The sequence below is a fragment of the Microbacterium sp. ZW3a genome, from assembly GCF_057167165.1.
Genome location: NZ_CM169903.1, coordinates 1,154,332 through 1,176,437, shown reverse-complemented (window position 1 = coordinate 1,176,437; position 22,106 = coordinate 1,154,332). Strand labels below are relative to the sequence as shown.

General features: G+C 70.9%; 20 protein-coding genes. 11 read left to right on the top strand and 9 right to left on the bottom strand.

Going from position 1 to position 22,106, the window contains the following annotated elements:
- The first annotated feature begins 152 nt into the window (after positions 1 to 152).
- The 5 genes from ACU6WY_RS05455 to ACU6WY_RS05435 all read left to right on the top strand — a co-directional run bounded on the left by ACU6WY_RS05455 (position 153) and on the right by ACU6WY_RS05435 (position 8,077).
- A complete protein-coding gene (locus ACU6WY_RS05455; protein WP_483821438.1) occupies positions 153 to 1,628 on the top strand; it encodes a DUF3375 domain-containing protein in 1,476 nt (491 codons plus the stop codon).
- Positions 1,621 to 2,316 carry a DUF4194 domain-containing protein gene (locus tag ACU6WY_RS05450; RefSeq protein WP_483821437.1) on the top strand — a complete coding sequence of 232 codons (696 nt, stop codon included), beginning with the start codon at positions 1,621 to 1,623 and terminating at the stop codon, positions 2,314 to 2,316. Before ACU6WY_RS05455 ends, ACU6WY_RS05450 begins: the two co-directional genes overlap by 8 nt.
- The gene (locus ACU6WY_RS05445) at positions 2,313 to 5,660 is read left to right on the top strand and encodes an ATP-binding protein (RefSeq protein ID WP_483821436.1); all 3,348 of its coding nucleotides are present in this window, start codon (positions 2,313 to 2,315) and stop codon (positions 5,658 to 5,660) included. The genes ACU6WY_RS05450 and ACU6WY_RS05445 overlap by 4 nt, the downstream gene beginning before the upstream one ends.
- A 216-nt stretch (positions 5,661 to 5,876) precedes the next feature.
- Positions 5,877 to 6,119, top strand: coding sequence for a hypothetical protein (locus ACU6WY_RS05440; protein ID WP_483821435.1), 243 nt, complete (start codon positions 5,877 to 5,879; stop codon positions 6,117 to 6,119).
- A gap of 209 nt (positions 6,120 to 6,328) precedes the next feature.
- The gene (locus ACU6WY_RS05435; RefSeq protein WP_483821434.1) at positions 6,329 to 8,077 is read left to right on the top strand and encodes a Na+/H+ antiporter; all 1,749 of its coding nucleotides are present in this window, start codon (positions 6,329 to 6,331) and stop codon (positions 8,075 to 8,077) included.
- A gap of 18 nt (positions 8,078 to 8,095) precedes the next feature.
- Here ACU6WY_RS05435 and ACU6WY_RS05430 read toward each other — a convergent pair whose 3' ends face one another.
- A complete protein-coding gene (locus ACU6WY_RS05430) occupies positions 8,096 to 8,761 on the bottom strand; it encodes a response regulator (protein WP_483821433.1) in 666 nt (221 codons plus the stop codon).
- The gene (locus tag ACU6WY_RS05425; RefSeq protein WP_483821432.1) at positions 8,758 to 9,963 is read right to left on the bottom strand and encodes a sensor histidine kinase; all 1,206 of its coding nucleotides are present in this window, start codon (positions 9,961 to 9,963) and stop codon (positions 8,758 to 8,760) included. The genes ACU6WY_RS05430 and ACU6WY_RS05425 overlap by 4 nt, the downstream gene beginning before the upstream one ends.
- A gap of 131 nt (positions 9,964 to 10,094) precedes the next feature.
- Between ACU6WY_RS05425 and ACU6WY_RS05420 the strand changes: the two genes are divergently transcribed.
- The 3 genes from ACU6WY_RS05420 to ACU6WY_RS05410 are packed head-to-tail and all read left to right on the top strand — an operon-like array spanning position 10,095 to position 12,614.
- Entirely contained in the window at positions 10,095 to 10,802 is a 708-nt protein-coding gene (locus ACU6WY_RS05420) for an ABC transporter ATP-binding protein (RefSeq protein ID WP_483821431.1), read from the top strand.
- Positions 10,799 to 12,103, top strand: coding sequence for an ABC transporter permease (locus ACU6WY_RS05415; RefSeq protein WP_483821430.1), 1,305 nt, complete (start codon positions 10,799 to 10,801; stop codon positions 12,101 to 12,103). Before ACU6WY_RS05420 ends, ACU6WY_RS05415 begins: the two co-directional genes overlap by 4 nt.
- A gap of 52 nt (positions 12,104 to 12,155) precedes the next feature.
- Positions 12,156 to 12,614: an acyl-CoA thioesterase gene (locus tag ACU6WY_RS05410; RefSeq protein WP_138175688.1), complete on the top strand. Its 459-nt coding sequence runs from the start codon at positions 12,156 to 12,158 to the stop codon at positions 12,612 to 12,614.
- Between the two features lie 26 nt (positions 12,615 to 12,640).
- Here ACU6WY_RS05410 and ACU6WY_RS05405 read toward each other — a convergent pair whose 3' ends face one another.
- The gene (locus tag ACU6WY_RS05405; protein WP_483821429.1) at positions 12,641 to 13,453 is read right to left on the bottom strand and encodes a shikimate 5-dehydrogenase; all 813 of its coding nucleotides are present in this window, start codon (positions 13,451 to 13,453) and stop codon (positions 12,641 to 12,643) included.
- Between the two features lie 135 nt (positions 13,454 to 13,588).
- Here ACU6WY_RS05405 and ACU6WY_RS05400 point away from each other — a divergent pair, with 135 nt between their 5' ends.
- Positions 13,589 to 13,894, top strand: a complete 306-nt coding sequence (locus ACU6WY_RS05400; protein WP_483821428.1) for a hypothetical protein — start codon at positions 13,589 to 13,591, stop codon at positions 13,892 to 13,894.
- Positions 13,895 to 14,069: 175 nt separating this feature from the next.
- Positions 14,070 to 14,393, top strand: coding sequence for a hypothetical protein (locus ACU6WY_RS05395; RefSeq protein WP_483821427.1), 324 nt, complete (start codon positions 14,070 to 14,072; stop codon positions 14,391 to 14,393).
- Between the two features lie 35 nt (positions 14,394 to 14,428).
- Here ACU6WY_RS05395 and ACU6WY_RS05390 read toward each other — a convergent pair whose 3' ends face one another.
- The 6 genes from ACU6WY_RS05390 to ACU6WY_RS05365 all read right to left on the bottom strand — a co-directional run bounded on the left by ACU6WY_RS05390 (position 14,429) and on the right by ACU6WY_RS05365 (position 19,670).
- Positions 14,429 to 14,626, bottom strand: coding sequence for a helix-turn-helix domain-containing protein (locus tag ACU6WY_RS05390; protein ID WP_483821426.1), 198 nt, complete (start codon positions 14,624 to 14,626; stop codon positions 14,429 to 14,431).
- Between the two features lie 563 nt (positions 14,627 to 15,189).
- On the bottom strand, positions 15,190 to 16,170 hold the full coding sequence (locus ACU6WY_RS05385) for a branched-chain amino acid ABC transporter permease (RefSeq protein ID WP_483821425.1): 981 nt from the start codon (positions 16,168 to 16,170) through the stop codon (positions 15,190 to 15,192).
- On the bottom strand, positions 16,167 to 17,021 hold the full coding sequence (locus ACU6WY_RS05380; protein ID WP_483821424.1) for a branched-chain amino acid ABC transporter permease: 855 nt from the start codon (positions 17,019 to 17,021) through the stop codon (positions 16,167 to 16,169). Before ACU6WY_RS05380 ends, ACU6WY_RS05385 begins: the two co-directional genes overlap by 4 nt.
- On the bottom strand, positions 17,018 to 17,695 hold the full coding sequence (locus tag ACU6WY_RS05375) for an ABC transporter ATP-binding protein (RefSeq protein WP_483821423.1): 678 nt from the start codon (positions 17,693 to 17,695) through the stop codon (positions 17,018 to 17,020). Before ACU6WY_RS05375 ends, ACU6WY_RS05380 begins: the two co-directional genes overlap by 4 nt.
- Positions 17,692 to 18,477, bottom strand: coding sequence for an ABC transporter ATP-binding protein (locus tag ACU6WY_RS05370; protein WP_483821422.1), 786 nt, complete (start codon positions 18,475 to 18,477; stop codon positions 17,692 to 17,694). The genes ACU6WY_RS05375 and ACU6WY_RS05370 overlap by 4 nt, the downstream gene beginning before the upstream one ends.
- A complete protein-coding gene (locus ACU6WY_RS05365) occupies positions 18,474 to 19,670 on the bottom strand; it encodes an ABC transporter substrate-binding protein (protein WP_483821421.1) in 1,197 nt (398 codons plus the stop codon). Before ACU6WY_RS05365 ends, ACU6WY_RS05370 begins: the two co-directional genes overlap by 4 nt.
- Positions 19,671 to 19,842: 172 nt before the next feature.
- Here ACU6WY_RS05365 and ACU6WY_RS05360 point away from each other — a divergent pair, with 172 nt between their 5' ends.
- On the top strand, positions 19,843 to 22,077 hold the full coding sequence (locus tag ACU6WY_RS05360; protein ID WP_483821420.1) for an ATP-binding protein: 2,235 nt from the start codon (positions 19,843 to 19,845) through the stop codon (positions 22,075 to 22,077).
- The last annotated feature ends 29 nt before the right edge of the window (positions 22,078 to 22,106 follow it).

The following is a 22,106-nucleotide window of genomic DNA, read 5'->3' as shown; positions in this document are numbered from 1 at the left end:
TCCTGAGTTTCCGAGGGTTCGCCGCGCGTTGGCCCGCCGAATCCGCGTGTGCACCGGATTTCTCCGGAGCCCGGCACGCGACACCGGCCGGAGCTACGGCCCCGCGCGGCCCGGATCGGTGTCCCCCCTGACCCGCCGGTAGACTTCAGCCAGTGACCAGCACCCGAGCCGAAGCCGCGTATCTGCGCTCGGTGACCGCGTTCACGAACCCGACCCTCGACCTGCTGCACGGGCGGTTCGCGCCGTTCGTGGTGGCCGTGCTCTCGATCGTGTTCACGCCCGATCGCCCCGCCGTCGCCGTGGCCGACGCGCACGTCGAGGTCGCCGAGGCGATCGACGAGCTCCGCGCCGCCGGACACGACACCGACGACGACCGCCGCATCCCCGCCGGGTCGGCGCGCGACATCTGCCGCGGCTGGGTGCGGGTCGGCTGGCTCAGCCTGCAGATCGAGGACGACGTCGAGGTGTACCGCCTGTCGGCCCACGCGGTCGGCGCCCTCGAGATCGCCGGACGCGCGGGCGGCGGCCGTGCGCGCGTCTCGCGCTCGCGGGTGCGCACCCTGCTCGACGCGGTGGAGCGACTCTCGCGCGACGCCGAGACCGACCCCGAACGACGCCGCGAAGCCCTGCTGGCCGAACGGGCGGCCCTGGATGCCGAGATCGCGGCGCTCGATGAGGGCCTGGTCGAGCCGCACGACGACGAGGTGCTGCTCGAGGAGGCCGAGAACGTCATCCACCTCGCCCGCGAGCTCCCCGCGGACTTCTCACGCGTGGCCGAATCGATCACCGCGATGCAACGCGACGTCGTGGCCGAGCTCCGCCGCGACGCGCGCCCCACCGGCGACGTGCTGCGCGAGTACCTCGAGCGCGGGCGCCACGTCATGCAGTCCACGCCCGAGGGGCGCGCGTTCCAGGGGGCGCTGCGCCTCATCGGCGATCCCGAACGCATCGACGATCTCACCGACCGCCTCCACGCGGTGCTCACCCAGCCGTTCTCCCGCCTCATGACGCCCGAGCAGCGCGGCGAGCTGGATGCCATCGCGCGCCGGGTCGAGGCGGGGGTGCAGGAGGTGCTCACCGCGCAGCGGCGGGCGTCGCACGTCATCACCGTGCAGGTGCGCACGCACGACCCGATCCGCGACCGCCAGGTCGACGACCTGCTGCGCGCGGTGATGGCGGGGCTGCACCGCTGGAGCCAGACCAAGGCGCCCGGCCGCGTCGACCCCGTGCGCACGCTGGCGCTCGCCGACATCGGACACCTGCGGCGCTCGCTCAGCGACGTCCGCCCACCCGGGGCCCCCGACCCGCTCTCCACCGATGAGGGCGACGTCGAATTCGTCGACGCCGACACGCGCGCCTGGGGCGGGCCGCACTACGCCGAGCTCGAGCGCTACGTCGCGACCCTCGGCGACCGCTACGACCTCGCCGAGGCGTTCACCGGCGCCGACGCCGAGACGCGTCGCCCCGTCGACCTCGTGGGCCTGCTCGAGATCGCTCACCGCGGCGGGATCACCGACGGCGAGGGCATCTCGATCGTCGAGGCCGTCCGCCCCGACGGCACCACGCGACGCTTCGCCTTCACGGCCGTCACCGCCGCCCGCACGACAGAAACGGATGCCGATGACTGACGCAGACGCCACCGTACCCGAGGCCGCCACCGCCCCCGCGTCCGTCGACGAGCAGACGCCGGCGTTCATCGCCCCCGTCGCGATGGAGAACGACCCCGACGCGCTGTTCCCCGGGGATCGCGGCATCCTGGACGCCGACGTGCGGCGCGTGCTCGTGCGCATCCTGCAGCGACGGTTCCTGCTGGCCGAGAACTCCCCCGCCGAGTGGAAGCTGTTGCTCGAGCACCAGCAGATGATCGAGTCGCGCCTGAACGACCTGTTCGTGCGCCTGGTCGTCGACCACGCCCGCGGCGTCGCCTACAAGGAGCAAGTGCGCAGCGAGGAGGTCGACGTGCCGATCCTGCTGAAAGACGAGGCGTACTCGCGCGCCGAGACGCTCGTGCTGGTCTACCTGCGCACCGTGTTCCAGCGCGAGACGACCGCGGGGGCGCCCTCGGCCCGCGTCGACGTCGAAGAGGTCGAGCAGACCGTGCTCACCTACTTCGCCGAGACCGACGGCACGCGCGCGAGCCAGCAGCGGGCGGTCCGCACCGCCATCGCGCGTCTGGACCGCGAGGGCATCATCGAAGAAGAGTCCGAGGGGCGGTACCGCATCGGTCCGCTCATCGAGATCGTCCTCAGCGCCGAGACACTGCGCGAGTTGCAGCACTGGCTCGAGGAACAGACCCTGGACGGAGAGCCCGCATGACGATGCTCGAGACCCTGTTCGGACTGGTGCCGGCCGCCTCGCGCGGGCAGCAGTGGGTGGCCGAGGAGCTCCAGCTGATCAACTGGGGCGGGTACGACGGCGAGCACCGCGTACGCTTCGCCCCGACCGCGACGTTGCTGTGCGGCGGGTCCGGTTCGGGCAAGTCGACCCTCATGGACGCGTACGTCGCCCTGATGATGCCGCACACGACGCCCTTCAACGGCGCCTCCAACGGTGCGGTCGTCGGGCGTCCACGTGGGCAGGAGCAGCGCAACATCCTCTCGTACGGCCGCGGCAAGATCGACGAGTCGCGCACCGACGAGGGCACGAAGGTGCGGGTCCTCCGCGGCGACGGCAGCGACACGTGGACGGCGATCGCCATGACCTGGGTCGACCACGACGAGGCGCGGTTCACGGCCGTGCGGGCCTGGTACATCCCGGCGTCGGCGCGCGTGCTCGACGACGCGGTGAAGGTGCGCGGCACGATCCACGGGGCGTTCGACCTGCGCGACCTCGACCGGGCGGCGCAGCAGCACCTCTCCGACGCGGCGGTCCGGGCTACCGGGCTCGACACCCTCGCCACCGACCGGGAGTTCTCGGCGCGACTGCACGCCGTGCTCGGGATCGGCGCCGCGGGCGCGGGCACCAAGGCGATGAGCCTGCTGGCCCGCATTCAGGCCGGGCAGCAGATCACCACCGTCGATGACCTCTACAAGCGCATGGTGCTCGAGGAGCCCGAGACCCTCGCCACCGCCGAGGCGGTCGTCGCCCACTTCGACGGGCTCGAGAGCACGCGGACCCGCATGATCGAGGCGCGTCAGCAGGTGCGCGCGCTCCTCCCGATCCGCACGATGAAGACCCGCATCGACGAGGCCGCCGACCGCGTGCGGCTCATCGACGCCGTCGGCCGGTTCAGCGACCCGGCCTCGCGCGCGTCGCTCTGGCGCGCGCAGCGCCGCGTCGACCTCCTCGGCGCCGTCGAAGACGAACTGCGCGAACGCACCCACACCACCGACGCCCTCGTGCGCGAACGTCAGGCGCTCGCCGACGCGGCCGAGGCCGAGCGCGAGGGCCTCGGCGACGTGCTGCGCTCCGCCGGCGGCGACCGTCTGGATGCCGCCCAGCGCGAGCTGCGCGGCCTCGAACGCCGCCGCGCCGGCATGCAGCGCGATCGCGAACGCTTCGACGCCGCCCTGTCGGTGCTGGAGACCGAGGTCACCACGGCGAAGCAGTTCGCTGCCCTCGCCGACGACGCCCGCCGCACCCTGGGCGACACGGATGCCAAGAGCGCCGTGCGCGACGCCTTCGTCGCCGCCAGCAGCCGGCACACCGATCTGCGCCAGCAGCTCGCCGCCCTCGAGGCCGAGCACCGGCGCACCCAGACCCGCGACGACAACATCCCCCCGCGGTTGCACGAGGCACGCGCCGCAATTGCCGAAGCCGCCGGCCTCACCGCCGCCGAGCTCCCCTTCGTCGCCGAGCTGATCGACGTCCGCACCGAGTTCGAGCCGTGGCGCGGGGCGTTCACGCTGGCGCTCGGCGGCTTCGCGACGACGCTCCTCGTCGACGCCGGGCACCTGGCATCCTTCCGCTCGGCGATCGACGGCGTGCGCCTGTCGGAGCGTCTGCGCTTCGAGGGTGTTCCCACCGACCTGCCCGAGCGCGGGGGCCTCGACCCGGCGACCCTCCCGGGGCGACTGGACTTCCGCCGCTCCCCCTTCACCGGCTGGCTGCAGGACCGCCTGGAGCAGCAGTTCGCCTTCGTGTGCGTGGATGCCGCGAGCGAGCTGTCGCAGCACCGTATGACCCTCACCATCTCGGGGCAGACCAGCCAGGGTGCGCGCGGCGCGCACGGCGGATCGGCGCGCACCAGCGTCCTCGGCTTCTCCGCGCGCGCGCGGCTCGGCGAACTCGGCGACGAGATCGCCCGCGTGCGGCGCGACCTCGACGCCGCGAAGGCCGCCGTCGACGAGGCGGCGACCGCGCTCGACGCGTTCGACGACCGCCGCAGCGCCCTCGAGAAGATCGCGGATCTGTCGTGGGAGCAGGTCGACGTGGCATCCGTGGATCGCGAACTCGAGCGCTGGAACGAGACGCTCACCGAGATCACGGCGGGAAACCCGCGCATCGCGGAGCTCCAGGAGCAGATCTCGGGCACGCGTGCCCGCGCGGCGCGCCTGCGTGAGGAGATCGGCGGGGCCAAGACCGAGCAGCAGCGGCTCGCGGCGCGCTGGGCCGAGGTCACCGACGAGGTCGACGCCGCCCACGTGCTCCTCGACGACGCCGAAGACGCCGGTCTCACCCTCACCGACGACGAGGTTGCGTACCTCGACGCCCTGTTCGTGGCGCCCACCGGCGACGACCAGACGCCCTCGCAGCGGTTGGCGCGGTTCGACGCGGCGCTCGAGTCGGCGTCGAAGCGCCTGCTCGAAGAGCAGCGCACGGCCCAGGAGGTCTGGAGCGATCAGCGCGAGAGCCTGCGCCGCACCCTCACGGCGTTCATCGACCGGTGGCCGAGCCCGAACCTCCTCGCCGACCCCGACGAATCGCTCGGCGACTTCGAGCGGATCCTCGCCGACCTCGAAGCCAGCGGCCTGCACGAGCTGGAGGCCGAGTGGCGCGACAGCCTGCTGCGCCTGTCGGGCAACGACCTCACCAACCTCGACTCGTCGCTCACGCGGGCGCTGCGCGAGATCCGCGAGCGCATCGCCCCGATCAACGACATCATGCGCGACCTGCCGTTCTACGACGACGACCACCGCCTGCAGATCGTGCCGCGCGAGAGCCAGTCCGAGGTGCGTCGCCGGTTCCGGCGCGAGTTGCGCGACGTCCGCGCCCTCATCGACAGCGCCGGAAGCGACGAGGAGCGCGAGGCGGTGTATGCCCGGATGGCGCGGCTGATCGGCCGGATCCGTCCGAGCGCCCCCGACTACGCCGACCTCGTCGACGTGCGCAACCACGTGCGCGTGAGCGCCGAGCGCTTCCGCGCCGACACCGGAGAGCACGTCGCGCTGTACGACCACATCGGCGAGAAGTCCGGCGGCGAGTCGCAGGAGCTCATCGCCTTCATCGTCGGCGCTGCTCTGCGCTATCAGCTCGGGGATGCCGGCGCCGAGCGCCCGCGCTACGCCCCGGTGTTCCTCGACGAGGCGCTGATCAAGGCCGACGCGCACTTCACCAAGCGCGCGATCGGCGCGTGGCGGGGCCTCGGATTCCAGCTGGTCATCGGTGCGCCCAACGACAAGTACAGCGCGATCGAACCGCACGTCGACGTGGAGTACGACATCCTCAAAGACACCCGCGGTCGCTCGTGGGCGAAGGCGAAGGTGGCGCTGCCCGCGTAAGCCGGGGCACCGCCTCAGTGGTGCGCACAACCTCAGCGATGCGCACAACCTCAGCCGGTTTCGCCGCGCGAGAGCTGAGGTTGTGCGCGTTGCTGATCCGGTGACGGTGACGTGCGGGATGCCGATCCCCCGCGCCCTGGCAGTCTCAGTCCGGGATCGGTGAGGAGGTGCCATCGGCCCCGCTTCCTACGCGGTGACCAGGGGCGCCAGCGCGAGGTGGAAAGAGTCCACAGCCCCGAGTTCACGATTGCGCGGGGTGGCGGACAGCTCGTCGAGACGCAGATCCCGCAGAGCCGGCTCTGCCGCCACGCGCGCGACGATCGACCGGACGAGCACGATCGTCGAGCCAGCCCGGTCAGCGTCGGCCCCGAGTGCCCGCTCGACGGTACTCAGCAGACCGTGCAGTCGATCGTCGTGGCAGCGGGCGTCGTCGGCACCGATCCAGTCAAGGAGTTCTGAAACAGTCCACTTTGGCTCTATTGGACTCGCATAATCCCGTTCAAACGGTTGTGATGGACTCATTTGCCCACCCTCGCGCATCCACATCGATCATCGCGAGTACCACTTGGCCACCGGTGGACCCTACACGCCCGTAGCGAACACCCCCTCGGGAATTCCCCGCCCCCTCTCTACGCTGTGTGCTGAGGGCGCGGTGAGAGGTGGTCGGGATGCAAGGACTCGAGGTCACGGTTCTGCTGGGGCTCGCGATGCTGGTGGGGACGGTGCTCGCCCCCCGCCTGCGTGTGGCGACGCCCCTCGTGCTGCTCGTCATCGGCCTGGCGCTCGGGTTCGTCCCGGAGCTGCGCCAGATCGAGCTGCCGCCCGAGACCGTCCTGCTGCTGTTCCTCCCGGTGATGCTCTTCCGCGAGGCGTGGACCACGTCGCTGCGGTCGGTGCGCCGGTCGCTGCGGTACATCGTGCCGATGAGCACGCTGCTGGTCGTGGCATCCGCGTTCGCCGTCGCCGGGGTCGCGACCTGGATGGGAGTGCCGTGGGAGGCCGCCCTCGTGCTGGGCGCGGCCGTCGCCCCGCCGGATGCCACCGCGGTCGCCGCCCTCGGCCGGCTGCTGCCCGAGAAGACGTTCATGAAGCTCAAGGCCGAGAGCCTCACGAACGATGGCACGGCCCTCGTGCTGTACTCCATCGCCGTGTCGCTCCTCATCGGTGACCAGGTCACGCCGTGGCAGATCACCGGGATGGTGCTGGTGTCGTACCTCGGGGGCGCTGCCGCGGGCATCGCTGTCGCCGCGCTGGCGTTCCTGGCGCTCCGCCGCATGGAGTCGACCCTCACGATCAACCTCACGCTCCTGCTGGTGCCGTTCGCCTCGTTCCTCGTGGCCGAGATCGCCCACGCGTCGGGGGTCCTCGCGGTCGTGTTCGCCGGACTCATCGTGGCGTGGGTCTCTCCGCGGATCACCACGGCGATGTCTCGACGGTCGGCGGATGCCACGTGGCCCTTCGGCGTGTATCTCCTCAACGGCGCCCTCTTCGTGCTCATCGGGATCGAGGTGCAGCTGGTGCTGCACGAGATCTCGCCGTCCGAGATCGGCATCCTGCTGCTGATCACGGTCGCGGCGTGGCTCGTGCTCGCCGCGGTCCGGTACCTGTTCCAGTGGGTGTTCTCGCCGTTCTCGCGCCCCTCGACGTCGATGTCGGTGTCGGCGTCGACGCGCCACCGCTCGCGGGTGGTCAGCACCGTCGCGGGTTTCCGCGGCGCCGTGTCGCTCGCGATCGCCCTGTCGGTCCCGCTCACCACGCCTGACGGCTCTCCCGTGCCGGGACGCGAAGCGATCGTCTTCGTCACCGCCGGCGTGATCGTGCTGACCCTGCTCGTTCAGGGGCCGCTCCTGCCGGCCGCGATCCGGTGGGCGAAACTCCCCACCGATGATGCCGCCGTGGAGGAGTTCGAGCTGGCCCAGCGAGCGATTTCCGGCGCCGCGCTCGCGGCGCTCGATGAGCTGGCCGCCGAGCACGGGGTGAGCGACGTCGTGAAGGACCGGGCACGACGCGAGGGCTACGAACGTCTGGAACTGGCCAACGCCCGCGCCGTGGCCCGTCTCCGCGCCGCCGAAGAGCGCGACCGCGACGATGAGATGGACGCCGCGGGCGACGATGCCGCCTCGCAGATGGGCCCGGTGCCCCCGGGAGCGGGCGACGAAGGCGACGACGGACGACGCCCCGCGCGCCAGCTCGAGATGATCGCCGTGAGCGACGACATCGATCTCACGCAGCGGTCACCGCTGCTCCGGCATCGCGAGGCCACGCGCCTGCGCCTGGCGATCCTCGACCGCAAACGCGAAGTGCTCCTGCGCCTGCGTCGCGACGGCACGATCGACGACCTGGTGGCCCGTCACATCCTCGCCGACCTCGACATCGAGGAGATCCGCGCCCGAGGCCTGGACCGCGACGGAGACTGACGCGGAACACGCCCGCCGTCACCGCCCCGGCTGGATCAGTCCGCTCTCGTACGCGGCGATGACTAACTGCGCGCGGTCGTGCGCGCCGAGCTTGATCATCGTGTTCTTCACGTGCGTCTTCGCGGTGTGCGGGGAGATGAACAGCTCCGCGGCGATCTCGTCGTTGGAGCGGCCGCGCCCCACGTGCCGCAGTACTTCGCGCTCCCGCTCGGTGAGGAGGTCGAGCGCGGGCGACGCGACGGGCGCATCGGATGCCGCGTGCCGGACGTACTTCTCGATCATGGCGCGCGTGGCCGCCGGTGAGAGCAGCGCGCCACCCTCGTCGACGGCGAGAACGGCGTGCACGATCTCCTCGGGTTCCGCGCCCTTGCCGATGAACCCGCTCGCGCCGGCGCGCAGGGCCGCGACGACGTAGTCGTCCTCCTCGAACGTCGTGAGGATGAGGACGCGGGTGTCGGCCAGGCGCGGGTCGGCGCAGATCCGGCGCGTGGCCTCGATCCCGTCCATCCGTGGCATCCGGATGTCACACACGACCACGTCGGGGCGCAGGCGGCCGGCCAGTTCCACGGCCGCCTCCCCGTCGGCGGCCTCGCCTACGACGTCGATGGCGGGGGCCGAGTCCAGGAGGTCGCGGACGGCGGAGCGGATCAGGGCCTGGTCGTCGACGACGAGCACGGTGGTCACGAGAGCCCTCCGGGGGTGGTCCCTGCGTGCGCGGCCAGGGGAAGTCGAGCGGCGAGACGGAACCCGCCGGGAGCCGGCCCCGCCTCGAGCGCGCCGCCGACCGAGTCGACGCGTTCGCGGAGCCCCACGAGTCCGAAACCGGAGGGCGGCAGGTCGTGCGGTTCGGTCGCGCGCTCCCACGGATTGGTGACGACGATCTCGAGATCGTCACCGTCGCGCCGCAGCAGCACGTGTGCGCGCCGGGCGGAGCCGTGCTTCAGGGCGTTCGTCAGCCCCTCCTGCACGACGCGGTAGGCGACGATGTCGACACCCAGCGGGACGACCGCCGAGTCGAGGCCGATCTCATCGCGCACGACCACGTCCCAGCCGGCCACGCGCACCGACTCGATGACGTCCGGCAGTCGCGCGAGGCCCGGTTGTTCACGAATGCCGGTCTCATCCGGCGTCCGCAGCACCGTCAGCATCGACCCGATCTCGCCGAGCACCTCGCGCGACGCCGTGCGGATGGTCGCGAGGGCCTCCCGCGCGCGCTCCGGGCGCGTCTCCAGGGCCGACGAGGCAACGCCCGCGTTCAGGCTGATGACCGAGATCTGGTGCGCCACGGCGTCGTGCAGGTCGCGCGCGATGCGCAGGCGCTCCTCGGTCACGCGACGGCGAGCCTCGGCCTCGCGCGTCTGCTCGGCGCGGCGGGCGCGTTCGACGACGGCCTCGACGTACGCGCGGCGCGAGCGGGCGGCATCCCCCAGCGCCCCGGCGAGCGCGACCGTGAGCCCGACCTGGAGGAACCGGGTGTCCATGCCGGTCGTGAGCGTGACGACGATGCTCGCCGCGATCAAGCCCGCGACGGCCGCGATGCCCACCGGCGCCGCGGCGCGACGGGTCACCCGGTCGGCCACGCCGTAGGCGGCGATGGCGATCGCGAGCGCCGCGCCCGGCGAGAGCGTGCCGAGGGCGAGCGCGGCGACGTACAGCGCGATGCAGACGGCGAGCACCGTGCGCGGCCACCGCCGGCGGAAGGGCAGCACCACCGCGGGGAGGAGGATCAGCGCGTGCACGAGCGGACTGGAGGGCCGCAGCTCGGGGAACGGAACGGGGGCGAACGCGGGCACGATCACGAGCACGGCCACCACGATGTCCTGCGCCCACCGTGGCACCGGCGGCACGAGCCGCGGTGCCGTGTCGGTCGTCGCGTCGAGGGGCATCGTCCTAGTCTGGCGGCCCGCGGGCCGCGCGACCATCGCCGTCTCGGGGCAGACGCAGATCCCCCCGTGGGGGTAGGCATCCACCCCGCCGGAGCGACGCGCGCGGGCATGGCTCCGGCGAGGGTGGGACCATGACACCCGACACCCCTCCCCCACTCTTCTCGGTCACTGACCTGCACAAGTCCTACGGGCGCGGATCCGCCCGCTTCGATGCCCTGCGCGGGGTGAGTCTCGACATCCGCCGCGGCGAGAGCCTCGCGATCGTCGGCAAGAGCGGCTCCGGGAAGTCCACGCTCATGCACCTGCTGGCGCTGATGGACGCCCCCTCGAGCGGAACCGTCGCCCTGGACGGAACGGATGCCGGCACCCTCCGCGGCCGCCGCCTCAACCGCACCCGCAACGAGACGTTCGGCTTCGTGTTCCAGCAGTTCTTCCTCACCCCCAACGCCTCGGTGCTCGACAACGTCGTGCTGCCGTTGAAGATCGCCGGGGTCGGCAGAGCCGAGCGCAAGCGCCGGGGAATGGCGGCGCTGGCCGAACTCGACATGCAGGACAAGGCGAAGAACAAGGCGACCGCGCTCTCCGGCGGCCAGAAGCAGCGCGCGGTCATCGCCCGCGCGCTCGTCAACGACCCGCAGGTGATCTTCGCCGACGAACCGACCGGCAACCTCGACACCGCCACGGGCGCGGTCGTCGAAGACATCCTGTTTCGCCTCAACCGCGAGCACGGGATCACCCTGATCGTCGTGACCCACGACGACGATCTCGCGGCGCGCTGCGACCGCCGCATCCAGATCCGCGATGGCGTGATCGTGTCGCAGGAAGGACGAGCGGCATGAAGACCACCGACCTCGTCGCGAGCGCCTTCGCCAACACCTTCCGATCCAAGACGCGGACGATCCTGACGGTGCTGGCGATCTTCGTCGGCGCCTTCACCCTCACCCTGACGAACGGTCTCGGCACGGGCATCAACCGCTTCATCGACGACACGGTCGCGTCGATGGGCGCCTCGGACGTGCTGACCGTGTCGAAGGCCTCCGCCGACGGCGCGGCATCCACCGGGCCCCAGAAGTACGATCCGGATGCCATTGCCACAGCGCAGACGAGCCCGGGCCGGCCGGGAGCGACGAGCGCCGTCTCCGCCCTGACCGACGACGACATCACCACGATCGAGAGCATCGCCGGAATCGAGCAGGTCACGCCCGCCCGGGCCGTGTCGATCGACTACGTGCAGTACGACGGCGGCGATCGCTACGTCGCCTCAGCCGGGGGGCTCATCGGAGGCCAAACGCCGCAGCTGTCGGCGGGCAGCGCACCGGACGACGGCGCCGCCGCACCGGAGGTGGCCCTGCCGGCCTCGCTCGTCGAACCCCTGGGCTTCGCCGACGCGGTCGACGCCACGGGCAAGACGGTGACGATCGCGGTGACCGACCCCGTCCGCACGCAGCATCTCGTCGAGGCCACGGTGACCGGCGTCACCGACGAGGCCTTCGCCGCGACGACGGCGGTGACGACCAACACCGCGCTGCAGGACGCACTGTTCTCGCTGCAGAACACCGGCGTCCCCGAGGATCAGCTCGACCGGTACGCCAGCGCGAGCGCCCGGGTGTCGTCGACGGCGACGCCGGAGGAGGTCGACGCGGTGAAGACCGCTCTCACAGACGCCGGCTACACGGGCCGGACCGTCGCCGACCAGCTGGGCACGTTCACGGCCGTCATCGACGGGATCGTGCTGGTGCTCAACGCGTTCGCGATCATCGCCCTGCTCGCGGCGAGCTTCGGCATCGTCAACACGCTGCTGATGTCGGTGCAGGAACGCACGCGCGAGATCGGTCTGATGAAGGCGATGGGGATGGGCAGCGGCCGCGTCTTCTCGCTGTTCAGTCTCGAGGCGATCCTCCTGGGTCTCCTCGGCAGCGCGATCGGGGCGGTGGTCGCCATTGCGGTCGGGACCGCGGTGAGCGCCCAACTCGGCGAAACCCTGTTCAGCGATCTGCCGGGCCTCCAGCTCATCGCCTTCGACCCGCTGTCGATCCTGGTGACGACGCTGGCGATCATGGGCATCGCGTTCCTGGCCGGCAGCCTGCCCGCCGCGCGAGCCGCCCGGGCCGACCCCGTGGAGTCGCTGCGCTACGAGTAGTCCCGACGGGGCACGGAGGCGACGCCTTCGCGCCCCGAGTAGCGTGGTCGGTGTGACGAAATCGCAGTGGCATCCCTCGGAAGACGGCATCAATTTCCACACCCGCAAGTGGGTCAAGCCTGAGGATCTGAACGCCAACGGCACGCTCTTCGGCGGCAGTCTGCTGCGCTGGATCGATGAGGAAGCGGCGATCTATGCGATCATCCAGCTCGGCAACTATCGGGTCGTCACGAAGTTGATCTCGGAGATCAACTTCGAGGCCTCGGCGCTGCAGGGCGATCTCATCGAGATGGGGCTGACCGCGACGCACTTCGGACGCACGTCGCTGACAATGCGCGCCGTGGTGCGCAACATGATCACGCGCAAACGCATCCTCACCATCGAGCGGCTCGTGTTCGTGAGCGTCGACGAGAACGGGCAGCCGACGCCACACGGCTACACCGACATCACCTACGACCGCGACCGGATGCCGCGCGAGCACTCCGCGACCGGGAGCATCCGCATCGAGTAGGCGCTGACGCCGGAGGAGCGTGCGGGTCAGGCGCGCGAATGCGCCGACGCCCGGGCGACCTGCTCCGCCGTCGGCGTCACACCGGTGTAGCGCGCGAACTGGCCGGCGGCCTGCAGCGCGATGACCTCCGCGCCGGTGATCACGTCCGTCCCCGCCGCGCGCGCGGCGCGGATGAGCGGCGTCTCGGCCGGGAAGGCGACGACGTCAAAGACGGTGTGCGCCGCGGCGATGTGCGCGGGCGAGAACGCCAGGGCCTCGGCATCCGCCCCGTTCATCCCGAGCGGCGTGACGTTGACGATGATTGCGGCGCCCGGTTCGGGGTCGTCGGCGATCCAGCGGAAGCCGTACGCTTCGGCGAGCGCGGGACCCGCCTCGGCGTTGCGCGCCAGCACGGTGACGTCGGCGAACCCGGCGCCGTGGAACGCCGCGACCACGGCCTTGGCCATGCCGCCCGATCCCCGGACGAGTACGGATGCCGCCGGGTCGAGGCGGTGGCTGTCGATGAGGCTCGCGATGGCTTCGTAGTCGGTGTTCGAGGCCGTGAGCACTCCCCCGTCGTTGACGATCGTGTTGATCGACCCGATTGCCGCGGCCGAGGGTTCGATGTGATCCACGAGCGGAATCACCGCCTCTTTGAAGGGCATCGACACCGAGCACCCCCGGATGCCGAGTGCCCGGACCCCGCCGATGGCGGCGGCGATGTCGGTCGTGGTGAACGCCTTGTAGACGAAGTCGAGATCGAGTTCGGCGTACAGGAAGTTGTGAAATCGGGTGCCGATGTTCGAGGGACGGCCCGCCAGAGAGATGCAGAGGACGGTGTCTTTGCTGAGTTCGGGCATGGCAGTCTCCGGGGTATACGGGTGGATTCCTCGATCGTACGAGACCGGAAATCTCTCCGCGGGTGCGGCCGTGGCCGATCCGCCACCGCACACAATTGTTGCGGCGAGCTGTCCACCGATGAATACCATGTCTGCATGGTAAAGAATGCGGCGAGTCCGCCGCCCGCGGTCATCGCGGACGAGATCGACACCGCACTCCAGAAAGCGATCGGGCGCACCCTCAACGCGTGGGGGCGACGACGCGGACTCCCCCCTTTGCGATGGACCGTCGAACACTGGGATGGCTACGTCACGCTCGTCGGCCGGCCTTCTCGACGAGCGGCGAAGAAGACGTTCCGTACATTGCGGTGGACATCCCGCCTCGACCTGGAGATGGTCGACGACCGGCAACGACTCTGGAACGTGACCACCGATGGTTGGCACGTCCAGATACAGGGATAAACGGATCACCTTCGTCCTTCATTCGCTGCCACTCACCATGTATGCGTGGTATTGTCGCGACGGACGCCGGGGGGCCCGAGACGGGGACGCAATCTGTAGCACGGACCTGCCCGGCAACCCGAAGCAGCACCGCACCGATGAGCGAGTGACCTGCCCCCTGTGAGATTGGTGTCACATGCACGCAGAACAGTGGCCTACCGACACCGCCTGCCCGCCGTGGTGCAACGGACTACACGATCACCTCGAAGCCCACGACGCCTCTCATCGGAGTGACCCGCGGGCCGTCCCGGCGGTCGAGCGACGACATGGGGCAGACGGGCTGGCGTTTGATCGCGTCGCCTCGGGAGACCTCACCGTCGGAGTCGAATCGCGATGGGGCGACACCTGGGTCTGGATCTCACCCGAAGACAACGTTCGCCGCGGCCTCGTCCTCAGTAAGGAAAGCGCTCACCGCCTCGCAAGAATCCTGTCGAGCGTCCTGGAGGAGCTGCTCATCTAGAGCCCTCGAGCCGCCACGCCTCTCGGCGCCACGCCTCAGGGGCTGGGCGGGAGAAGGTCCGCGGTGGGTACCGGCAAGAGATCGGCGACATCAATCTCCAGGACGAGGGACAGCGAAATGAGCGTCTGCAGGCGAGGATTCGCCGCCGTGCCCGGGTTGGACTCTCCTTTTTCCAGCTTCTGATAGGTGAAGGTGGACAACCCTGCGGCGTGGGCGACGCGTTCTTGAGTCATCCCCGCGCCGAGGCGCGCGCGCTGAAGATTTGCCCCGAGGCGCCGCGAATAGTCCCCCCAGGGGTCATGCGCGCCACTTGCTACCACAGGACAAGGTTGCCGAAGAGCCACGTAAACATTGCACGCCAGTGTGGCACGTTAGCGGTTCGTTATGGCGCACTCTCGCTCATCGCTTGCGCCCGCGTGCCCGCGGGAATGCCTGAGCGATCGCAATGCCCGCGGGAGAATGTACCCCGCGAACTCACTGCTCAGTTGGGTCACGACACTTCGCGGCAGTTCCGCACGCGCGGACGCCTCCGTCAGAGACAGGTCTCCCGACATGTAACGGAGAACGCACACGATGGTCATGTGGACCTCAGAGCGCATCGCGTCGGCGCGCAAACCCTCGGCGCCCGAACTCGATCGATTCGCACGATTGTGCATTTGGACCCCTCCCCTCACCCCGATCCATGTATACCACGTATACATGGTCCGGATTGAGAGGGATCCGAATGGTCCTCGGCCGGGGCACCACGCTCGGCTCCGGAGCGGGCCGAGTGCGCGCAAAGCCCCGGCCGACGCCCCTACGAGACCCTCGCCGCCGCGGCCTGTGGCACCGGGCGGGCTCGGGACCGCCACCCCGCAACGGTGGGGACGATCCCGCGGGGGACGAACAGCAGAAACACCACCAGCACGACCCCATAGCCCGCGTACTGCAGGATCGGCCCCGCCGCGGCCGGCATCCCCGGAGCGGCGCTCAGGGCACTGAGCACCTGCAGCCACAGGCTCAGCGCCACCGTTCCCACGACACCGCCCCACACGGAGCCGAGTCCGCCCACGACGGCCATGACGACATACCCGAACGAGACGAACGGCGGGAAGGTGTCCTGGCTGACGTACGGCGTGAAGAAGGCGCCCAGAGCCCCGGCGAATCCGGCGAATCCACCCGCGACGGCGAACACGGTGAGCTTGCTACGGAGCACCGGCACGCCGCTGGAGGCCGCCGCCGACTCGCTCCCGGCGAGCGCGCGGATGCCCCGCCCGAACCGCGACCGCACGAGGTTGTGGCACACCAGGATCGCCACGGCGAGCCCGGCGAGCGCCAGGTAGGAGTAGACCCTCTGGTCGGTCACGACGAGAGCCCCGAGCGACAGCGGCGGGATGCCGAAGATCCCCACGCCCGCCCCGAACAACGGCAGCGTGGCCATCACGGTCTGGATGATCAGCAGCACGGCGAGCGACCCGAACGCGAGGTAGTGCCCGCGCAACCGCAGGAGAGGCCAGCCGACGAGGGCGGCGGCCCCGGCGGAGAGCAGCGGCGCGACCACGAGAGCAACCACCGGCGGGACCCCGAAAGTGACGGTGCCCACCGCGACGGTGAGGCCACCCACCGCGACGAAGGCGCCCTGTCCGAGCGAGGCCTGCCCGGCGTACCCCATGAACAGCGACAAACCGGTGACGACGATCGCGGCCAACGCGGTCTGCACCAGGAACGTCTGGTCGGAGACCAGCAGCGGGGCCAGGGCAGCCGCGACGGCGGCTGCCACGATGACGATGCGGGTCATTTCGCCTCCTCGACGGTGAACGAGCGTGACCGGGCGATCATGAGGACGAGCATCATGATGAGCGCGATCTGGGTTTGGTAAGAGCCGCTGGCGTAGCCGGCGACGAGCTGCCCGGTGACTCCGAGCACGACGGCGCCGACGAAGGTCATCCAGGGGCTGCGGAGCCCGCCGAAGACCGCGGCCGCCAGCGCGCTGAGCACGAACGGCAGGTCGGAGGTCACCGAGACGGCGGTGGTCGGTGCGATCAGCACCCCGGCGAGTCCGCCCAAGACGCCCGCGATCGTGAAGGACAGCAGCCCCATGATCCGGGTGTCGATGCCCACGAGACGTGCGGCACGGGGATTGGATGCCGCCGCGGTGAGCGCGCGACCGATGTCGGTGCGGGTGAACAGCACGCTCATCAGCGCCAACGTCACGACGGCGACGCCGAGCACCAGCAGCCGCTGGACCTCGACCTCGGCGCCGAACACACGGACGGTTCCGGTGAGGCCCGGCGGGGACACGGGGTTCTGGCCCCACACCGCGATGATCACGGCGGCGGACACGAGAGACATGCCGAGGGTGATCAGCAGCGACGTCATCGGATGCGTGCCGGGTTTTCCGATCGCGACGGCGCCGACCACGAACCCGATGAGCCCGACCACGATCACCGCCGACAGCTCCGCCAGGCCCGGGGGCACACCGAGCTGATGGAAGGTCTGCGAGAGGAACGCGCCGAACACCACGAAGGAGCCCTGGGCGAAGTTCAGCACGTGGGTCACGCGGTACACCACGACGATGCCGCTGCCGACGAGGGCGAACGACCCGGCGAGGGTGAGTCCGCTCAGTAGGTAGGTGGCGAGATCGCTCACGAGAGGTTCTCCTGTCCGTCGAAGCCGCCGAGGTACGCCGCGCGCAGTTCCGGCGCGGCGGCCAGCTGCGCGGTCGGTCCCTCCGCGACGATGCGGCCGGCGTCGAGCACGTACGCCCGCGAGCACAGCTCGAAGGCGAGTCCGACCTCCTGCTCGATGAGCAGCACGGCCGTCCCCCGGTCGGCGTTCAGTCGGGCGAGGTGCCGCACGAGGTCGGCGGCGATGAGCGGGGCAAGACCCAGGGAGAGCTCGTCGATGACGAGCAGGTCGGGCTCGGCCATGAGGGCCCGGCCGACCGCCACCATCTGCTGTTGCCCACCCGAGAGGGTGTCCGCCCGCTGGCGCCGTACCCGGCGGAGGTCGGGGAGCAGGTCGTACACGGCGTCGGTGTCGCGGTGGCGTCTCCGCCACGCCCCGAGTCGTAGGTTGTCGTCGACACTCAGGTCGCCGAACATCTGCCGCCCCTCGGGGACTTGCGCGACGGTGCCGTCGACCCGCACGGTGCCCGACGCGGGGCGCACGAGCCCGCTGACGGCATCCACGAGCGACGTCTTGCCCGCGCCGTTGGGACCCACGAGTGCGACCAGTTCGCCGGCGCCGACGTGCAGCGACACCCCGTCCAGGGCGGTCGCCGCTCCGTAGCGGACGACCAGATCGGTCACCTCCAGCATCATGCGGCCGTCTCGCTTCCCAGGTACGCGGCGATCACCGCGGGGTCGCGACGGACCTCATCCGGTGTCCCGTCCGCGATCAGACGGCCGAGGTCGAGCACCGCGATGCGGTCGGCCAGAGCCGTCACCATGGCCACGTCATGCTCGACGAGCAGAATCGTGATGCCGTCGGCGTGGAGCTCGCGCAGGAGCGCACGCAGGTCCTCGCGCTCGTCAGCCCGCAACCCCGACGCCGGTTCGTCCAACAGCAGTACCCTCGGCCGGGCCGTCAGGGCCCGCGCCACCTGCAGGCGGCGCTGCTGCCCGAGCGGAAGCTGCTCGGCACCGCGGTCGGCCCAATCTGCAAGACCGACGCGCTCGAGGGCGGCGCGGGCATCGGCCATGATCTCGGTCTCCTCCCGCCGGTGACGCGGGAGGCGGAGGGCGGCCTCCACCGCCCCCGCCCCGGTGCGCGCGTGCGCGCCGACGGCAACGTTCTCGCACACGGTCATGCTGGGGAACAGCCGCGCCCCCTGAAAGACGATCGCGATTCCCCGGCGTGCCCGGCGGTGCGCGGGAAGGCGATCGATGCGCTCGCCGTCGAGACGGATCGCGCCCTCCTGCGGACGGAGGTGACCGCTGATCAGGCCGAACAGCGTGGACTTGCCCGCCCCGTTCGGCCCGATCACCCCCCGCAGCTCGCCGGGGGCGACGGAGAAGGAGATGTCGCGATTCGCGTAGACGCCGCCGAAGCGGCGGGACAGACCCGACACTTCCAGCCCTGCGGACGGTGCGGTCGTGTTCACTGGGGCAGCTCGGTCGCGAACTTCTTCGTCGCGTACTCGGTCGGAACCCACGCGCCGTCGGCCACCTGGAAGATCGCCAGGGACGTGGCATCCAGGCCCATGTGATCAGTGGGGCTGTAGGAGTAGTGCCCGTTCGAGGTCAGCAGGTCGGTCTGCTCGAGCGCGTCACGGACCTTCTGGCGGTCGGTGGAGTCCGCGCGGTCGATCGCCGAGGCCAGCAGCTCGATACCGGAGGCGCCGCCGAAGGCGAACTCCGGAGGGTACGCGCCGGCGTTGGCCTCCATCCACGGCTGGGCGACCGCCATGACCTTGGTCTTGTACGCGCCGTCGGGGAGCGCCTCCCCGGCCATCGCCACGGTCGCCGCGGCGAGGACGCCCTCGGCGGCGTCACCCGCGGGCTGGAGGTAGAGATCGGAGGCCTCGGCTCCGGTGAAGTACGTGTCGATGCCCTTGCCGGCGATCTGCTTGGTGATGATCACCGGCGCCGGACCCGCGCCCCAGACGACGAACGCGTCGGGCTCCGCGGCGACGACCTTTGTGATCAGCGGGGTGAAGTCGGTGGCCGTCTGGTCGTACGCCTCGTCCAGGACGACCTGGATGCCGGCTTCCTCGGCGAACTGCACGGTCGCCTTGTCGCCGTTCCCGCCGTACAGGTCGCCGCCGGTGTAGCCGATCGCCAGGGTCTTCACGCCCTGCGCGACCCAGTAGTCCACGAGTGCACGGGCGTAGACGGCGGGAACGGGCGGCGAGGTGAAGGCGTACGGGTTGCTGCCGTCGGCGAACGCGTCGACCGGGCTGAGCGCGATCGTGGGGATCTTCGCCGACTGCGCCGTACTGCCGACCGCGGTCGCCGCCGACACGAAGCTGCTGGCGAGCATCGCCGAGTACGACGGGTCGGAGGCGAGCTGGTTGAACTGTTTCACCGACTCGGTAACGTCGGCCTTGTCGTCGACGACGGTGAGCTGCACCTGACGCCCGTCGATGCCGCCGGAGGCGTTGATGTCGGCGACGACGCGCTCGGCCGCCTCCTTATCGCCCTGCCCCAGGGCCGAGAGGAAACCGGTCAGGGGGACGACCATGCCGATCTTCACCGGGCCCGCCGCGGAGTCGGGGGCGGGGGCGGCGCCGCCCGAGCAGGCGCTGAGGGTGAGGGCGAGGGCGGCCGTGGCGACCACGGGGACGGTTCTGCGCATGGACTTCTCCTGGTTCGTCGTTGAACACTGACCCATTGGGTCCGGCGGCCATTGTCGAGGGGCGGAGAACGGTCCCGTCTATCCGTGAAATGACGTAATCGGTGGCCGAACCTCGCCGCGTCCGACGTGTCCCGCACATAATGAAAGCCACCGAGAGCAAGGACGCATCGCCGTGATCAGAGAGCCGCGCAGCGAGTTCGTGGGGCGTCGACGCGAGCTCGAGTCCCTGGCCGAGGAGCTCGCCCACGCCCGGCTCGTGACGCTCACCGGCGTCGGAGGCGTGGGGAAGACGCGGCTGGCCGTGCGGGCGGCGAACGCGCACGCGTTGCGCACATCCACGAGCGTGTTCTTCGTCGGCCTCGACGCGGTGAGCGATCCACGCCGGGTCGCCGAGGCCATCGCGCACGCCCTGCCGTACGGCGAGCTCTCGGCCCGCGGACCGCTGGAGTTCATCGTCGATGTCCTCAGCGGCGAGACCGCGCTGATCGTGCTCGACAACTGCGAGCACCTCATCGACGCGGTCGCCTCCGTCGTCGACGATCTCCTCGACGCGCTCCCCCGGGTGACGATCGTGGCCACGAGCCGACGCCGACTCGACGTCGACGGAGAGCAGGTGTTCGCCGTTCCGCCGCTGACCACCGATGCCGCGGGCGATGAGCCGGCTGACGCGGTGGCCCTGCTGGTGGCGCGCGCCCGCGCGGGGGATTCCGGATTCGCCCTCACCCCCGCGGAGGTGGCGGCGGCGGCGCAGCTGTGCCGAGCCCTGGACGGGCTCCCCCTCGCGATCGAACTGGCCGCCGCGCGTCTGCGCACGCTGTCGGTCGTCGAGCTCGGACGCCGCGTGTCGCAGAGATTCACGCTGCTGCGCGCCGGGACACGCGCGCCGGTCTCCCGACAGCGGACGCTGCGCGCGGTGGTCGACTGGAGCTATGAGCTGTGCACCCCGGCGGAGCGTGGACTGTGGGCGGCGCTGAGCATGTTCTCCGGGCCGTTCGATCTGAAGGCCGCCGCCGCCGTCGCCGGCGGAGACGAAGCAGCCACCGTCGACACCCTCGATCAGCTGATCGAGCAGTCGGTCGTCGAGGCCGACCGCGACTCGGGGCGCTTCCACCTGCTCGAGACGATCCGCAGCTACGGTCGCGACCGCGCGGAGGAGGCCGGCGACCAGCCGCGCCTGGTCCGGCGGCACCTGGAGCATTACGCCGGGCTCGCGCGACTGGCCCGCACGCACTGGTACGGCCCCGCGCAACGCAAGATCCTCGCCGGTCAGCGGGCGGACCGGGCGGAGTTGGATGCCGCGCTGCGCACGGCCGTAACGCTGGACACCGACCGCGCCCTGGAGCTCTTCTCCGATCTGCGCTATCACTGGGGCGTCGGTGGCTTCCTCACGGAGGGACGGCGGTGGGCGCGCCGGATCCTCGCCCTGCCCGGGGGCTCCCCCGCCACCCGGGTGCCGGCGCTGCTGGTCTCCGCATGGCTGTGCGTGCTCCAGGGGGCGCTTGAGGAGACGCGGGCGCACCTCGACGATGCACAAGCACTCCTCCCGCTCGTCCCGGAGGATCACGCCGGTCTGTACGAGGTCGAGCTGCGGCGGTGGAACGGCAGCTGGGCGCTGTTCGCGGGTGAGGGCGAGCGCGCCCGCGATGAACTGCTGCGCTCGATCGCTCTCGCGCGGGCGCTCGGGCACCCCGAAGAGGCGCTCGTCGCCCAGTTCCAGCTCACCGTGACGCGCACCCAGCTCGGTCTCGCGGACGCCGCCGCGCCCGCGCGCGAGGCCTTGCGATACGCCGAGTCGATCGATGAGCGGTGGGTGCGCTCGCTGGCGATGTGGGCGATCGCCCTGGCACTGTACGCCGACGGCGACCTCGATGAGGCGGAGCGCCATGCGCGCGACGCGCTGGCGTTCGAGGAGGGCATCGACGACCCCGTCGGAGACTGCCTGGTCCTGGAGCTGCTGGGCTGGATCGATGCCGCCCGCTCGCCCACCGAACGCACCGCGGTCCTCCTGGGCGCGGCGCTCAGCTGGTGGCGGCGTATCGACTCGGGCATCGCGGTGCACGGTCCGCACATGGTCGCGCAGCACGATCGGTGCGTGGCGATCGTCCGGCAACGGCTCGGCGACGAGGCGTTCCAACGCCTGTCGGCGATCGGTGAGCGCCTGTCACCCGCCGAGGCGGCCGCGTTCGCCGGAGCACCGGGCCGTCCCGCCGCGGGGCTGAGCGCTCGCGAGAGCGAGGTGGCCGCCGGCATCCACGAGGGCCTCAGCAACCGCGAGATCGCCGAGCGTCTGGTGCTGTCGGTGCGCACGGTCGACACGCACGTGCAGCGCATCCTGGCCAAGCTCGGGTTCACCTCCCGGGCGCAGATCGCGGCCTGGTACCAGTCGACGTTGAGCGCTGTTCGGTAGTCCTACGGATACCGTGCCTCCACGGCGCG

Bases quoted from the DNA above. Each gene is read 5' to 3' on its own strand.
- ACU6WY_RS05415 (WP_483821430.1), top strand. From the start codon at position 10,799: ATGAAGACCACCGACCTCGTCGCGAGCGCCTTCGCCAACACCTTCCGA.
- ACU6WY_RS05395 (WP_483821427.1), top strand. From the start codon at position 14,070: ATGCACGCAGAACAGTGGCCTACCGACACCGCCTGCCCGCCGTGGTGC.
- ACU6WY_RS05450 (WP_483821437.1), top strand. From the start codon at position 1,621: ATGACTGACGCAGACGCCACCGTACCCGAGGCCGCCACCGCCCCCGCG.
- ACU6WY_RS05375 (WP_483821423.1), bottom strand. From the start codon at position 17,695: ATGATGCTGGAGGTGACCGATCTGGTCGTCCGCTACGGAGCGGCGACC.
- ACU6WY_RS05390 (WP_483821426.1), bottom strand. From the start codon at position 14,626: ATGACTCAAGAACGCGTCGCCCACGCCGCAGGGTTGTCCACCTTCACC.
- ACU6WY_RS05385 (WP_483821425.1), bottom strand. From the start codon at position 16,170: ATGACCCGCATCGTCATCGTGGCAGCCGCCGTCGCGGCTGCCCTGGCC.
- ACU6WY_RS05405 (WP_483821429.1), bottom strand. From the start codon at position 13,453: ATGCCCGAACTCAGCAAAGACACCGTCCTCTGCATCTCTCTGGCGGGC.
- ACU6WY_RS05365 (WP_483821421.1), bottom strand. From the start codon at position 19,670: ATGCGCAGAACCGTCCCCGTGGTCGCCACGGCCGCCCTCGCCCTCACC.
- ACU6WY_RS05420 (WP_483821431.1), top strand. From the start codon at position 10,095: ATGACACCCGACACCCCTCCCCCACTCTTCTCGGTCACTGACCTGCAC.
- ACU6WY_RS05445 (WP_483821436.1), top strand. From the start codon at position 2,313: ATGACGATGCTCGAGACCCTGTTCGGACTGGTGCCGGCCGCCTCGCGC.
- ACU6WY_RS05400 (WP_483821428.1), top strand. From the start codon at position 13,589: ATGGTAAAGAATGCGGCGAGTCCGCCGCCCGCGGTCATCGCGGACGAG.
- ACU6WY_RS05435 (WP_483821434.1), top strand. From the start codon at position 6,329: ATGCAAGGACTCGAGGTCACGGTTCTGCTGGGGCTCGCGATGCTGGTG.
- ACU6WY_RS05425 (WP_483821432.1), bottom strand. From the start codon at position 9,963: ATGCCCCTCGACGCGACGACCGACACGGCACCGCGGCTCGTGCCGCCG.